The organism is Urbifossiella limnaea (genome assembly GCF_007747215.1).
GTDB lineage: Bacteria > Planctomycetota > Planctomycetia > Gemmatales > Gemmataceae > Urbifossiella > Urbifossiella limnaea.
In genome coordinates, this window is record NZ_CP036273.1 from 3,226,793 (window position 1) to 3,241,636 (window position 14,844).

The 14,844-nt window shown below is 69.9% G+C and carries 9 protein-coding genes and 1 tRNA gene; 4 read left to right on the top strand and 6 right to left on the bottom strand.

The annotated features are described in order from the left end of the window. Positions 1 to 144: 144 nt before the first annotated feature. Together ETAA1_RS13205 and tuf are read right to left on the bottom strand one after the other, a co-directional pair. Positions 145 to 1,680 carry a TolC family protein gene (locus ETAA1_RS13205; protein WP_145238794.1) on the bottom strand — a complete coding sequence of 512 codons (1,536 nt, stop codon included), beginning with the start codon at positions 1,678 to 1,680 and terminating at the stop codon, positions 145 to 147. 122 nt (positions 1,681 to 1,802) lie between these two features. Beyond that, on the bottom strand, positions 1,803 to 2,978 hold the full coding sequence (gene tuf / locus ETAA1_RS13210) for an elongation factor Tu (RefSeq protein WP_145238797.1): 1,176 nt from the start codon (positions 2,976 to 2,978) through the stop codon (positions 1,803 to 1,805). Positions 2,979 to 3,183: 205 nt separating this feature from the next. Between tuf and msrB the strand changes: the two genes are divergently transcribed. From msrB to ETAA1_RS31875, 3 genes are all read left to right on the top strand, one after another. After that, positions 3,184 to 3,657, top strand: coding sequence for a peptide-methionine (R)-S-oxide reductase MsrB (gene msrB, locus ETAA1_RS13215; RefSeq protein WP_145238800.1), 474 nt, complete (start codon positions 3,184 to 3,186; stop codon positions 3,655 to 3,657). A 12-nt stretch (positions 3,658 to 3,669) separates the two neighbouring features. Then, positions 3,670 to 3,750, top strand: a tRNA-Leu gene (locus ETAA1_RS13220). Positions 3,751 to 4,483: 733 nt separating this feature from the next. Continuing rightward, positions 4,484 to 5,062, top strand: coding sequence for a hypothetical protein (locus ETAA1_RS31875; RefSeq protein WP_202920865.1), 579 nt, complete (start codon positions 4,484 to 4,486; stop codon positions 5,060 to 5,062). Between the two features lie 188 nt (positions 5,063 to 5,250). On the opposite strand, the gene ETAA1_RS13230 is transcribed toward ETAA1_RS31875, so the two are convergent. From ETAA1_RS13230 to ETAA1_RS13240, 4 genes are all read right to left on the bottom strand, one after another. After that, entirely contained in the window at positions 5,251 to 7,647 is a 2,397-nt protein-coding gene (locus tag ETAA1_RS13230; RefSeq protein ID WP_202920866.1) for a DUF3987 domain-containing protein, read from the bottom strand. Then, positions 7,644 to 7,994: a hypothetical protein gene (locus tag ETAA1_RS31880; RefSeq protein ID WP_202920867.1), complete on the bottom strand. Its 351-nt coding sequence runs from the start codon at positions 7,992 to 7,994 to the stop codon at positions 7,644 to 7,646. The genes ETAA1_RS13230 and ETAA1_RS31880 overlap by 4 nt, the downstream gene beginning before the upstream one ends. 117 nt (positions 7,995 to 8,111) lie before the next feature. Further along, positions 8,112 to 8,339 carry a helix-turn-helix domain-containing protein gene (locus ETAA1_RS13235; protein WP_145238806.1) on the bottom strand — a complete coding sequence of 76 codons (228 nt, stop codon included), beginning with the start codon at positions 8,337 to 8,339 and terminating at the stop codon, positions 8,112 to 8,114. A 293-nt stretch (positions 8,340 to 8,632) separates the two neighbouring features. After that, positions 8,633 to 11,959 carry an Eco57I restriction-modification methylase domain-containing protein gene (locus ETAA1_RS13240; RefSeq protein WP_145238809.1) on the bottom strand — a complete coding sequence of 1,109 codons (3,327 nt, stop codon included), beginning with the start codon at positions 11,957 to 11,959 and terminating at the stop codon, positions 8,633 to 8,635. A 105-nt stretch (positions 11,960 to 12,064) separates the two neighbouring features. Between ETAA1_RS13240 and ETAA1_RS13245 the strand changes: the two genes are divergently transcribed. Then, positions 12,065 to 13,203 (top strand): IS630 family transposase gene (locus ETAA1_RS13245; RefSeq protein ID WP_145238812.1). Its coding sequence is split into 2 segments (ribosomal slippage): positions 12,065 to 12,506 and positions 12,506 to 13,203, totalling 1,140 coding nucleotides; the frame shifts between segments, so codons are not numbered across the junction. The last annotated feature ends 1,641 nt before the right edge of the window (positions 13,204 to 14,844 follow it).

The window sequence follows — 14,844 nt, forward strand, 5'->3', positions numbered from 1 at the left end:
TGTGCGGGTTGTAACGGCTGCGACGGCTGTATCAACGGTTACGAGCATGTAGCACGCGACGACGCGGCGTGCAACAAAAACGGGCGGAATCCCTACCCGCGAGACCGCGGCCGGCAGACGGCTGAGTCCGTTACCCGAAATTCGCTACTTCTTGGGAACGGGGACAGCGCCGCGCTCCGGCGGTGGAGGGACGGCCGGCACCGTGAGCGGCTGCGCGACGCCACGGCCGAGCGAGGACTCGGCCGGCTGCCCGAGGGCGGTGAACAGGCGGTACTGGGCGCGGTTGAACTCGATGACGGTTTGCAGGTACTGGGTCCGCGCCTGGTTCAGGGCCTGGATGCCGGTCAGCGGCTCGAGCGCGTCGAACTGCCGCTTCGGCCCGTCGGCGCCGTACGCCGCCTCGCGGAACTTCCGACCCATCTCGGTCGCCTCGCGGACCGCTTCCTGTGCGGCGAGGAGCGCGTCGTACCGCGCGGCTGCGGTGCGGGCGGACTCGGCCACTTCCGCCGACACCGCGGCGCGGACTTCGGCGACGCGGTACTGCGCCGCCTCGAACACGGCGCGGCGCTGGCGGACGGTCGCCGCGTTGCCGGCGCCGAGGGCGTCGAGCTGCCACACGAGCGCGGCGCTGGCGTTGTACTGGCCGCGGAACTCGCTCCACCCGTAGGTCGTGCCGGCCGGCACCGGCTTGACGAGCCCGCGCCCCGCCTGCATCCCGCCGCCGATGAAGTCGGCCTGCACACGAGGTAAGAGCGGGGCCATCTTCGCCTGCTGCACGAGGCTCGTGGCTGCCTCCAATTCGGCGAGCACCGCCGTCATTTCGGGCCTGGCCTGCACGGCGGCGTCGATCAGCTGCGGAAGCGTGTTTTCCCCCGGCACCAGGATCACGGGCACGACGGCGACCTCGAACGGCCGCAGCTCGACGGCCGGGTCGAGAAGTAGCAACCGTGCGAGCCGCGCGGACGCGGCCCCCGCGCGGGCGCGGAGCACGAGCGCCTCCTGCCGGCGGATGTTGACCTCCGTGGCGGCGCGCTGGACGTCTGCCACGGTCTTGTTCGCGCCGGCCTTCGCGCCTGCTTCCGCGGCCGTGAGCATCTGTTCGGCACGGAATAGCGTTCGGGCGTTCACCGCGAGGAGGCCGTGCGCTTCGAGCAAGTCCAGGTACGCCGACGCGGCGTCGTACTGCACGCTGTTCGCCGCGGCGACCGATCTCGCCTCCTCGGCCCGGACGACGCGGCGGGCGACGAGCGGGCCGTAGAGGGCCTCACCCAGGTCGAACCGCCACTGCGGCCCGACGCCGAGGGCGAAGTACCCGCGCGAGGCGTCGAAGATGTCGCCGCGGCGGTTCTGGTCGATCCCCTCGTGGTAGAAGAACGACGGCCCGAACGAGAGCGTCGGAACCCACTGGAGCTGGGAGCGGTCCAGCCTTGCGACGGCTTCCTGGGCACGGGCGCGGGCGATGCCGACGGTGGGGTTGTTGGCCCCGGCGAGCTTCAGCACCGTGGGCAAGTCGATGGGGTAGGCGCTGGGTGTGAGGGCACCGTAGAGGTTCCTCGGCACCAGGTCGCCAGCGCTCTGCGGGAGTGTGGCCTCCGGCGGGCCGAACGGGTTCGGCAGCGGCGGCTGGGCGACGGCGGGTGTCGTGGCCGCGAGGAAGAGCAGCCAGCCGGCCCGACGCATCCGCGACTCCTGGGGTGAGACGTGTCGGGAGTATCGGCGCGGGCGGTCACGTGGCTTGGGGGATTTCGGGAAGGGTGAAAGGAACGAAGCCCACCCGCCGCGGCGGGTGGGCTTCGCCCGGGTCAGCCCAGCAACTCGGTGACGACACCGGAGCCGACGGTCTTGCCACCCTCGCGGATGGCGAACCGGCCGCCGGCCGTCAGCGCCACCGGCCGGTCGAGCGTTACCTCGACCGGGGCCGAGTCGCCCGGCATCACCATGTCGACGCCCGCCGGCAGCGTCAACGCCCCGGTCACGTCGGTGGTGCGGACGAAGAACTGCGGCTTGTACCCGCTGAAGAACGGGGTGTGACGACCGCCCTCCGCCTTCGTCAGCGCGTACACCGACGCCCGAAACCGCGTGTTCGGCGTCACCGACCCCGGGGCGGCGAGCACGCAGCCCCGCCACACCTGGTCGGCCTTCACGCCGCGCAGCCGGACGCCGACGTTTTCGCCGGCCTCGGCCCGGGCCGTCGGCAGGTGGAACGCCTCGACGCTGGTGACGACCGCCTCCAGGCCGTCGGCGGCGCCAAGCACCTCGACGCGGTCACCGGGGCCGACCCGCCCCCGGGCGACCAGGCCGGTGACGACCGTGCCGAGCCCCTCGATCGAGTACACGCCCTCGACCGGCAGAAGGAACGGCTTGTCCACCTCCCGCGCCGGTGCGGGGACGTGGGCGTCGAGCGCCGCCAGCAGCTCGCGGACGCACCCGTTGAACACGGGGTCGGCCGGGTTGTCGAGGGCGCCCTTCGCGTTGCCGCGGACGACCGGCGTGCCGGCGCCGTCGTAGCCGTACTTCGCCAGCAGGTCGCGGGTCTCCAGCTCGACCAGGTCCACCAACTCGGCGTCCGTCACGAGGTCCACCTTGTTGAGGAAGACGACGAGCCGGTCGAGGCCGACCTGGCGGGCGAGGAGGACGTGCTCGCGCGTCTGCGGCATCGGGCCGTCCACGGCCGAGATCAGCAGCACCGCCCCGTCCATCTGGGCGGCCCCGGTGATCATGTTCTTGACGTAGTCCGCGTGCCCCGGGCAGTCGACGTGGGCGTACTCGCGGTGCTCCGTCTCGTACCGGACGTGGCTGGCGACGACGGTGACCGTCTTCGTCTCGTCGCGCCGCACGCCGCCCTTGGCGATGGCGTGGTAGTCCTTCCGCTCGGCGAGGCCGAGTTCGGCCTGAACGGCGAGGACGGCGGCGGTGAGGGTGGTCTTGCCGTGGTCGATGTGGCCGATGGTGCCGACGTTGACGTGAACCTTCTTCATGGGAGCGAGCCCCTGCCGGCCGCGACGAGCGGGCGGCGGTTGTCCGGGGTCCGCCGCCCGGCCGCGGCTTGCGGCCTTTTTTCCGCGACGAGCGGATCCAGGGCGGGGCACCCGGCGGTGCCAAATGGCGGGTCAAGGACACGGACGGTTCGGTGGAGGTTCGGCGGGGCCGGCGCTACAATGCCTCACACAACAGGAGCCGCACATGGGCCGATCCGCGAGTGGGTATGACCTGTCGCCGCTGACCGCCGACGCCCGCGCCGCGGCCGAGGCGACACTGACGCCGGACGAGCGGCGCGTCATACTACACCAGGGCACGGAGCGGCCGTTCTGCGGCGGGCTGCTGAAGAACAAGGAAGCGGGCGTGTACGTGTGCCGGCTGTGCGGCCTGCCGCTGTTCCGCTCGGGGTCGAAGTTCGAGTCCGGCACCGGTTGGCCGAGCTTCACGACGCCGTACGACCCGGCCCACGTCGCGGAGGTCGTGGACGACAGCCACGGCATGGTCCGCACCGAGATTCGCTGCGCCCGCTGCGACGGCCACCTCGGCCACGTCTTCCCTGACGGCCCGGCGCCGTCGGGTCTTCGGTACTGCCTGAACTCGGTGTCGCTGGCGTTCAGGACCGAACCGCCGCCGCCGGGCGCGGGTCCGTCCCTTGCCCCTGCAACGGGGCCGGCTTAGGTTAAATCGACGGGCCAAGTGGCGGAATGGCAGACGCACTCGACTCAAAATCGAGCGTAGCAATACGTGTGGGTTCGAGTCCCACCTTGGCCACCTGAACATCTGGACAGTATGAGACGGGAGCGGTCAGGACCGGACTAACCGGTCTGCCCGCAAGCACTTCCGCCGATGTTGTCCCGTCGGGTCTAATTCCGTCCGCCCGGGTCTGCGTCGGCTTTTGCGTCGCCGGTGCGTCGGAAGTTGCGTCGCCGCGCACGGCCTTCTCGAAGTCCCCTTCCAGCGTCTGCAAGTAGTGGCCGAGCGCGATCTTCGGCGTGTTGCCGACCCAGGCGGTCACGACGTGTATGGGGTGTTGCTTCATCAGGTCGGTTTCGAGACTCGACCGCAGGTTCTGGAACAGCCGCGGCCACGCCACCAGTCCGGCCCGGCGGACGAGCTTCTCGAACACCGACCGCAGGTTCGTGTTCACCCACCCGCCCGGCTTCTGGGTCGTGGCCCGGTAGCGGTCGCCCTGCGCGCCGCCGATCACGTACACCTCGCCGGGGCCGGCCAGCTCCCACGCCTCTTCGAGGTACGGCCGGAGCCGGGCGAAGATCGGCACCACCCGCGACGCCTTCCCCTCGATGTGCTCCGTCTTCGGCGAGTCCACGACCATCCGCCCGCGGGGCAGGTCCACGCCCTCCCACTTGAGCGACAGCACCTCGGACGGGCAGCGGAGCCCTCCGAACCGGGCCAGTGCGATGATGACCCGCCAGAGGGGTGTCGCCTTGTCGAGGAGTGCGAGGGTGTCCGCCTCGGTGACGTAGAACTGGCGCTCGAGCGGGTTGTGGTTCTTGCCGCCCACGTCGGCGAACGGGTTCTCGGCGATGAGTTTCAGCTTGAGCGCGTACTTGAACAGCATCTTGGCCATCTTGAGCCGGCGGTAGACCGTGGCCCCGGCCTTCCCCGTGTATGCCGCTTTGAACCGCTCGGCCTCGGCCACCGTGACGGCCCGGAGGTCGGTCCCGACCCCGAGCTCGGCCACCAGGTCGGCGGCGACCCGGCGGATCGTCACCAGCGTGGCGGGCTTGGTGTGCCCGTCGGTCGCTCGGCGGCGGACGTACTCGTCGAGGAATGCGCCCAGCTTCTGGGACTGACGCTCGGCCATCAGCCCCACGGCGGCGAGCTTCGCGGCGAGGTCGTCGGGAATGGTGGCCGTCCACGCCGCCGTCTGCGGATCGACCGGCGCCCTGGCGGCGATGCTGCCGACCAGCGACTCGACGCGCAGCTTGACCGCGGCGGCGACCTTCTGCGTCACCTTCCCGAGGTAGATCGTCTTCCGCCCCCCGCCGGGGGCGGCGAACAGGATGCGGACGTTGCCGCCGTTGTCGGTGCTGATGCTGGCCATCGAGTTGTGCCCTTCTGAGAACGGCCGGCCGGCGGGTGCGGTTCTCAGGTCGCATCCCGCCGGCCCGGCCAAAGGCGTGTGGATCATACCGGCGGCCACCGCGGCGCGCCAGCTCGGTAGTCGATCGCTCCCGCCCGCCGACACCTGAAACCATCCCCAAAGTCCCCATAGTTGAACCACGGTCGAACTACGGGGGCTTTGGGGACTCATTCCCAGGTACGACGGTTCCAGCTCGGGTTCACCTCATACGTCTCGGGGATCGGCCCCGGGCGGGCGTTCTCGGGCCGGTCCACGGGCCGGATGTAGCCGTGGTCCACTAGCAGCGCGAACACCGTGGCCAACCCCGCGGCGCTCGACACGTCGCGCTCGTCCTTCACCTGTTGGTAAGCATCCGTGCGGGTGAACGCGGTCCGCTCGGGGTTGCGGGCCAACCACGCCAGCAGCCGTCGTGCAACACGTCCGGGCCGGTCGAGCCACTTCCGGCCGTAGGCGCGACCGGCGTGCCGCTCGAAGTAGTCCACAAGCACCGCCCCGCCGGCCAACTCGTCCACGCCGATCGGGGCGTTCTCCTCCACGAGCCCGCACACCCGGCGGACCGACCACAGCAGCGCCGCAAACCGGGCGCAGTAACCGCGGAGCTTGGCCAAGACGCCCCGGAACGGGTCGGCCTCGTCGAGGGCGTTCGTGCGGGCGGAATTCATCTCCGTGAACTCCTCCCACGCCAATTGGCCGTCGTGACTCAACCGCACGAAGTGCGGCCGGTACTCGGGGTCGGCGGCGGGGCCGTCCGGCACCAACTCCAACCCGAGCAGGTCGAACACCACGTCGGCGTAGCCGGCCTCCTGGTCCGGGGTCACGGTCCGCCACGACTCCTTCATCGCCGGGCACGGGTCGGGGTAGGCGAACAGGAAGCGGTCGAGGAACCCGTCGGCGGCCGCATCCCCGTGGCGGTTCTCGCCGCGGAGCTCGGCCAGCGAATCGGGACACATCATCCCGGCGACGGCCGCGAACGGGTGCGGGATGACCAGCGGCCCCGCGGCGTGGTCCTTCACCCGGTTCACCTTCGCGGGCGCCCCGGCCCAGGCGCTGAGCCAGAACTGCCGGTCGGCCCCGCGGCCGCCCCGGTACTGGTCCATGCCGCGGACGAACCCGCTCAGCTCGTCCTTCAGCACCACCACGCCGCGCTCGTTGTCGGCCAGCACCCGGGCCACCGCCTCGGTGGTGGCGTCGTCGAGTACCGCCTGCCGGAGCGTCGGCCGCCGCGGGGGGCTCGGCGGCTCGCCCTCACACCCCTGTTCGCGCCACTCCTTCAGCCGGGACTTGTGCCGGTCCATCTCGGTGTCGAACACGGACAGCTCGCCCCGGTACGTCCGCTGCCATACCCGCTCGGCCTTTAGCAGCGGCGCCCGGGCCATCTTCAGGGCCGCGCTCTTCGTCGAGCCGGGCGGTGCGAGCACTGCCGTCCAGAACAGTGGCACCTCGGACCACGAACTCTTGATCTGCGCCGCCCGGGACCGGCCGGCGGCGGCGCCGACTACGGCCAACCCGGGCGCGGCGACGTACTCGGGCGGCACGGCCAGCGCGGCGGCGGCCGCCTGCCAGTAGTCGGCCACCTTCGGCGGGAAGACCGCCAGCGGGAATGGGGGCACCGGGGGCAGGGTCGGCAGCGGCACCGGGGGCGCCCACCCCGGGGGTGGCGTTACGGCTGACCGGGTGGAGTTCGTCGCACGACCACCACCGTCGTCGGCGGCGTCGAGGAGGTAGCCGCGGGGCTTGCCGTAGTCCTTCGTGGCGGCGTCCTTCACCTTGTGGGCGAGCTCGGGCTCGGACCACGGGGGCGTGCAGCGCGGGTTGTAGTCGTCGCGCAGCAGCCGCAGCACCACGTCGTCGGGGAGGGCGAACCCCCAGGCGAGCGCCCGGGCGACGGCGAACGTCCGCCCGTGGCCGTCCTGCCCGCTCACCGCCCCGTCGCACTTTTTCAGGTACGCCCGCGCCCGCTCCTCCGCCCCCGGCCCGGCCGTGGCGGTGAGCTTGAGCGACGTACCGCGCACCCACGCCAGCAGCCACGCCGGCGCGTCGGCGGGGTCGCGGGTGTCGGTCCAGGCGTAGGCGCCGGTGGCGTTGACCGACGGCGGCGCCACGAAGTAACCGCCCTCGCCGCGCACGTCGATCTTGAGCCCGCGGTGGTTCTTGCGGTTCGTCAGCGGCACCCCGTCGGCCGGCCAATTGAAGATGAGGTGCGCGCCCCCGGAGCCGGACCGGCCGCGGCGGGTCGGCGGCACGGGGCCGTGCTCGTCGTTCAGCCGGGCCAGGTCGGCCAGCCCCGCGTCGCCGTCCGGCCCGACCATCAGGATTCCCGCCGCGGCGCCGGTCGCCACGCCGACGTTGGCGTCCGGCCACTTCACCCACCAGCCGCGGATCGTCGCCGCGTCGGTGCTGGCGTCCTTGACGCCGTGCGCGGTTCGGGGGTGCTTCCCGGCCTGCGCGCAGTCGGATTTGCGACAACTACAGCCGCCGTCCACGGGGTTGTGAAGGGCGAGCACGGGCCAGCCGCGGGCGGCGTAGTCGAGCGCCGCGGCGAGCCGCACGTTGGGCGTTGTCACTGGCCACCCCCTTCTGCGGCGATGGTGTCGCCCGTCGCCGGGTTCGTAGCGAGCCACGCGACCGCGGCGGTGCGGTCGGCCAGCTCCCACACGGTCACGGGGCGGGCGTGGCCGACGGCTCGGCCCGTTCGGGCGTAACCCGTCGCTCGGATGATCCCGGCGCGGGCCAGCGGTCCAGCGACCGGCCCGAACAGCTTGGGGTCGAACCCCGGCGGCACAGCCACAACGACCCGCACGTCGTCGATCGTCGCGGTCGGGTGGGTGAGGAGTCGGGTCAGCAGCGCCCGCCGCGCGGCGAGGATCAGCCGGCCGCGGGTGCACTCGAGGAGGCGGTGGGCGACACGCATCAGGGTCTCGCCCTCGGGTCGGTCACCGGTTAAGGTGGTCATAGGTTCTCCTGCGGACCGGGCCGCGGCGTCGCCTCGTGGGGAGTCGGGCGCCGCGGCTCGTTCCGATTGGGGGTGTCAGGTGGTGGGGTTGGTTCGGGCCTTCGCCGTCAGGTACGCGGCGAGCGTCGGGACGTGAAACAGTACGCGGCGGCCGACCTTCAGCCGGCCGACGGGCTCGCCCTGGTCGGCCAACCGGCCGAGGGTCTTGTAACTCAGTCCGCTCAGCCGCTCGGCCGCGCCCTGGTCCACCGTCAGGGCCGGGTGACCTTCAGCGTGTGGGGTGAGGTGAATCGCTCCCGTCATGGCGTGATCCCCGCTCCGCCGGCCGGGCTGCGGGCGACCGTTCGCCCTGTCGTCGAGGCGGGAGCACGTCGCCCCCGGCACCCTCGATCACGCCCAGTCCGGACATGGGGCAGCATTGCTGGGATGCGGGGCACCTGTAATGATGAGAGAGAAGTGAGCAAGGAGCAGCGGCGGTCTACTCGATCGGCACTTGGTTTAGCTGTTTGACATGAAGGCGTAACTTGCTGGCATAAAGTCACTTGCGATTACAGCTTCAGGTGCACGACGGGTGCTTCCCCCGCACGCGCCCAGAACTAGCCGGTGATTGGTCTTTGAACGGGCATTCGCGGCGGGGCGGTGTCCCACATCAGTTTCACCTCGGCCGGCGTTAGCCCGAACGCCGCGTTCACAGTGTCGGAGATGCGATGTTCGAGCGCGTCGGCCTCACGCGTCAGCCGTTGGAGGGGTCGCACGGACGCCTCGAACTCGTCCCGCAACCGCTTCACGTCGGCCACGGTGAGCCCCTTCTTCCGCCCCTTCTTCACTTCCGCGGTGAACTCGTCACTGTCGAGCCCGGCGGGGTCTTGGAGCTTCTGGGACGGTTTCTCGACCCCGAACTCGGCGCGCAGCCAGTCCACCACCGCGGCGCGGCCGGTCTGCCGTTCCCGGGTCCGCTCAACCAACTGCCCGACCGCGGCCTCGACCGCGGCGCGCTGGTCGGCCGTCGGTCGCGGGATCGGAGTTTGTTCCACCAAGTAGCCCATTGGGGAGAGGGCTTCGTCCTTCAGGTGAACCAGCGCCCGCCAGTTGTGCCACCACATCGCGGGCGAGTTAAGTACGCCCAACAGGTAGAGGTCTGCGGTGGGCAGGAAGAACGTCTTGTCGTTGCCGAGCATCCCTGCAACGTCGAGCGCGTAGGACGGGTGATACTGAATCACCTGATAGACGAGCTTGGGGTTCCCGAACGCCTGCCAGTACTCCACCGGGTCTTGCAACTCGTACCACTTGTACGCACCCGGTTTCCGACCCGGCCATTCCTTGCCTGCCCAGTCCTTCGGCTTCGGTTCGAGCTGGATTCGGTACGCCTCAAGGTGCCGCTTCACCGCGGGGAACTGGTTGATGTCGATCCCACGGCGGGCGAAGATCATCCACTGCCCGGCCCACTCGGAGCGCCAGCGGTCCACGTCCTGACCGCGCAGGTACTTCTTCAGCACCGCTGCGCTACTCGGGTGTTCATTGACCAGCCGATCCCGCGTCGGTGTGTCCACGACGAACGCTTCGTTGCACCCGGTCTTCACGCCGTACAGCGGCGACACCCCGGCGAATTCCCGGAGCGTCAGACCCACTGCCTTCAGCTTTGCCATGAGGTCGGCCACGCCCCGCGGTTCGAGGTTCCACGGGTCAGCTCCGAACCGCGACCGTGGGACCGACACACCCTCGGCCCGAATCTGCCGCGACAGGTCATCGACCCGGAACTGCTCCCGCGGGATGACGCACACCCGCGCCGACTCCGGGGCCGGGCCGGCGTCCGGCTTCCGGGCCGTCAGGATGCACGGGAACACGTCGGCGTCGGGGAAGATTTGCTTGTTGTGCCCCAGGTCCACCACCGTTTCGAGCCACGCGGCTTCGGCGTACAGCTGCCGCAGCGCCTCGCCGTAGCCGGCCTTCATCCACTTGTTCGTGACGATGTAGCCGAGCCGCCCGCCGGGCCGCAGGACGTTCAATCCGAGCTCGTAGAAGTAGACGTACAGGTCGGCCACGCCGTCATACGCCCGATAGTGCCGCTGAAGGTACGGCTTGTCGCCCTTGATCCACTCCTGGCGGACGTAGGGCGGGTTGCCGATGACCACGTCGAACCCGCCGGCGGCGAACACGTCCGGGAACGTGGCCCGCCAGTGGTCCCGCGGCGACACGTCCGCGGCCGGCGCGACGACGCTGTTCCCCTCGATGATGTTCCGGTCGAGGGCCGTCAGGAGCTTCCCGCGGGCGGCCGTCTTGATCCAGCACGACAGCCGGGCGATCTCCACCGCGGCGCCGTTCAGGTCCATGCCGAACAGGTTGTGCGTGAGGATGGTCCGCTGCGGCTCGAACAGGTTCGAGCCGCTCCCGAGCGCCTGAAGATACCCCTCGGCTTCCCGGTAGTGGGCGAACATCTGGTCGAACGCCTCGATGAGGAACGCCCCGCTGCCGCACGACGGGTCCACGATCCGCACCGTCTCCAGCCCATTCGCCCAATCCCGCCAGAACCCGACGAGCAAGTTCCGGGCGGTCGTGTCGAGCATGTCGGCGTCGAAGACGCGCGGGTCATCGAGGGCTTTGGCTTTCTTCGACCGCTTCGCGGCCAGTTGGTGGGCGGCCCGGAGCGTCTCGAACCGGTCGCGCAGCACCGGCCCGAGCGTTTCGGCGACGATGTACCCGGTGATGAACTCGGGGGTGTAGAACGCGCCTTCGCGCTTCCGCTTGCTCGGCCCGGCCGCGTCGGCGTCGGCCCCGGCGGCGAGCTGGGTCTGCGTCTCTTCGAGGTCGGTAATCGACTGCTCGAAGATGTGCCCCAGAATGTCCACGTCGATGTATGTGGCGCTGCCGCTGCCGGGCTTCCCGTACTCGTAGTCCGCCAGCCGCTTGAACCCCTCGCACACCGCGTCCGGGACAGTCAGCAAATCGACCGCGGGGTCGGGCTTGTAGAGCCCGCCGTTGTATTGGTCGATGCCCAAGTCCGGTTTGCCCTCATTCACGGCGTCGAAGAGCCCGCGGAAGTTCTCCCAAATCGGGCGGCGGGTATACCGGTCTCGGTGCTTATAGGCGTCAGCAATCGTGTCACGAGGCAGTAGCCCTCGGTCCTCACCGAATGCGATGAACAGCACGCGGTCAAGAATCTTCTGCGTGAGGGCCAGCAACTCCCGCGGCGGGCGCTGGGGGTTGTGCTGGCAGAGTGCGGCGAAGGTCTGTTCGCGGAGCTGGCGGTATTCGCGGTAGTAGTCGGCCGTGAGCGCCCGGCCGATCTTCTTGGACTCGACGAACAGCATGTCGAGGTGGTTCACGCCGGTGTCGGGGGCCACCCTGGCGGCTCCGAGGATGGCGACGAAGCGCCGCAGTTCGGCCTCGTCCGCGGCCAGCGTGCCCATCTCGAACCGCTCGTAGTGGGCGGTGTCGTGCCCCTTGTGGTAGAGCCGAATCTCCTTCAGGTTCGTGACGACGTACCAGTCGGCGCGGAGCTGGAGGGCGTACAGCGCGGCCTGTTCCACCGCCGACCGCTTCCGCCCCGCAAACGGGCGGTCGAGTGGGTCGCGCGGCCCCTTCCCCTCGACGGCCACCATGATGGTGTCGCCCGCTGCCCCGAACCGCCCGAGGGCGGCGTCGGCGTACTTGCCGTCCACCTGAACGAGCGCCTCCCGCTTCAGCGTGTACACCGGACCGCCGTCGGCCGGGCCTGTGTAGCCGAGCAGCTCGACGAACACATCGCGCAGGTAGTCCGGAAGGAGTTCAGTTTCCTTCTTCTTGTCCGCGGCGGCAGTCGAGAGGAGCGCCGCCCACTTCCCGAGCTTGACCCGCGGCTGGGTACTGGCGGGCATCAGGACGACAGACTCGACGACGGGCCGAATCGCCTCGGGGCGGAACAGCGGTTTGGATTCGACGGCCATTGCATACCGGGGCGGGGCAGGGTGCCGGCCCCTAGTCGGCTGACGCTTTCGAGTTGCGGACAGCCCCCCGATCAGCTCCACTGGGGCGATCGGGAGGAATCCGCCATGAAGAAGTACGTTGTGACCCTGACCGCCGACGAGCGGGTCGAGTTGACCGGGTTGCTGGCGGCCGGGAGGACGGCCGCCCAGAAGGTGGCCCACGCCCGCATCCTGCTCAAGGCCGACGCCGCCGACGGCGGGCCGGGGTGGACGGACGACCGGATCGCCGAGGCCGTGGAGGTCAGCACCGACACCGTCGGGCGGGTCCGCCAGCGGTTCGTCGAGTCGGGGGTGGCCGCCGCGCTGACCCGGAAGGCCCAGGCCAAGCCGAGTCGGGAGCGGGTGCTGGACGGGGCGGCCGAGGCCCGGCTCATCACCCTCGCCTGCTCCCCGCCCCCGGACGAGCGCACCCGGTGGACCCTGCGGATGCTGGCCGACAAGTTGGTCGAGTTGGAGGTCGTTCCCGCCGTCTCGGCCGAGACGGTCCGGCGGGTGATGAAAAAAACGTGGTGAAGCCGCACCTGAAGGAGCAGTGGTGCCTGCCGGACGGCCCGAGCGGGGAGTTCGTGGCCCGGATGGAGGACGTGATCGAGGTGTACCACCGGCCGGCGGACCCGAAGCGGCCGCTGGTCTGCATCGACGAGTCGTCCAAGCAGTTGGTGAGCGAGGTCCGTGAGCCCCTGCCGACCGCCCCGGGCGCCCCGGCCCGGTACGACTACGAGTACAAGCGGGAGGGGACGGCGAACCTGTTCATGATCTCCGAGCCGCTGGCGGGTTGGCGGCAGGTGACGGTGACGGACCGGCGGACGGCGAAGGACTTCGCCGAGGTGCTGCGGTGGCTGGTGGAGGAGCGGCACCCCGGGGCCGACAAGCTGGTCCTGGTGACGGACAACCTGAACACCCACGACCCGGGGTGCCTGTACGAGGCGTTCGAGCCGGACCGGGCGCGGCGGATCGCCGCGAAGCTGGAGTGGCATTACACCCCGAAGCACGGGTCGTGGCTGAACGTGGCGGAGTGCGAGTTGGCCGCCCTGTCGGGTCAGTGCCTGGACCGCCGGATCGGGTCGGCGGCCCGGCTGAGCCAGGTGGTGACGGCGTGGGTGAAGGAGCGGAACGAGCGGAAGGTCGGAGTGAACTGGCGCTTCACGACGGCCGACGCCCGGGTCAAACTCCGCCGGCTCTACCCCGCACCTCAAAAGTGCTGACCGACTAGCCTACCAGTCGGCAAGGTTGGCACAAGAACCAACTTCCGCCCGAACGTCCGCGCGGGACTATAACCCCACGTCCCGATCGGCACGATCGGCTTTTTTTGGCGTCGGAAATTCTCAGGCACTACCCCGCTCGGGTACGTCCCTGCGCCTTGCCACTGCCACGGTGCTGAGTTCGTGTCCGGCGCTCGTACTGACTTCGGTAGACGAGTCGGCAGCAGACGCGACAGCCGAGCCGGTCTCGGGCGGGGACGAGGTACAGCAATCCGCAGCGACGGGCGCATCCGGGGCACGCCCACCACGTCCGCAACCCGCCGTGCGCCGCGGGCGCCTTCACAGTGTAAACGCGATAGCGCTGAGGCTCCGACGGTTGGCCGGCCAGCGCGGCGAATATCCCGCGGCAACCCGGGTGCCTCACGGTCACGCTGTCGTCGTCGTTCAGTGTCCACTCGACGACACGGGCGCCGACGCTCAACCTGCCCCAGAACTCGCCTCCCGAGAAGTCCCGGGGGCCGTCACGGGAGATGCGCCAGGCGGGGCGGACGTACTCGACGAACAGCGGCATGGGTGGCCCTCCGATCCACGCTACAGGGTACTCCGATATCGGGTTTTTCAGGGCGGTGCGGCCTTACCGCCGCACCCTCAATCGCCGTGGGAATCGAAGCTTTTGTGAGAATTCATGAGCGTTCGGGGCGTCGAAATCAAAAGCCGTTCACTGCCTTTCGATACTGGCTTGCACCTTCGCCAAACCGGCGCCACGGATAGTCTTTGAAAGGTGCAGCCAGCACGCCGCGACCGCGGTCACGTCGGGGTCGGTGTCCCCAGTGGTTGTGCAACAGTTCGGTCGTTGCCCCGCTTCGGTCCTGATCCGTATTCGCCCTCTGACGAGCTTCTCACTCGGGGGATTTTGGGGACGGTTGCGGGGGCGTCAGCCGAAACTCGTCGCTGCCTCCCGCGCCGATTCCCCGGCGAGGTTAGTGGGGGGGTAATTCGGCCCGGGTGGTGGCATCGACCCGGGCGAAGTTAGAGTGCCAAAAGGGATACTCGCCGGCGTGGCGGGCGGGGTCAGTTGTCCTTTTCCGTGGCTCGTCGGAGGGCCACCCGAAACCCGCACCCGGGGCATCCGACCGACAACCTGCTGTGAGACCAGATCATCCCGGCCCGGCACGTCGGGCAGTCCATCACGGCCGGCGGCCGCCAGCACGCCCACCCGCACCCGCCGGAAGCGCAGTACCAGAACCGGGAGTACGCCGCCCCCGTGCGCACCTTCACCTTCCCCAGCCGGCACCGGGGGCAGTTCCGTGACCACGCCACCCGCGGCCGGGACCGGCAGGAGAACGCCACGCTCATGTTGCGATCCCGGGAGCGAAGGTTATGCCTCGGTCCGTGCCAGCGTGCGGTCACATCTGGGATTGTAACGGGTCCGCGCCGGGATCAGGACGTGCGTACAGATGCGACGGGCGGTGCAGCGCGGATGAGGCGGGGCCTCGGCTTGGTGACGGGGAAAGGGTCACGGGCCGAAGGGGTGGGCGTGCCGGTCTGCAACTCCTCCCTTAGGTGTAGCAACTCCCCCTCGGCCTCGAACTCAACCGCCCGCACGTCGAGTAACTGCGAGAATCTAGCGAAGCGATGACGAGC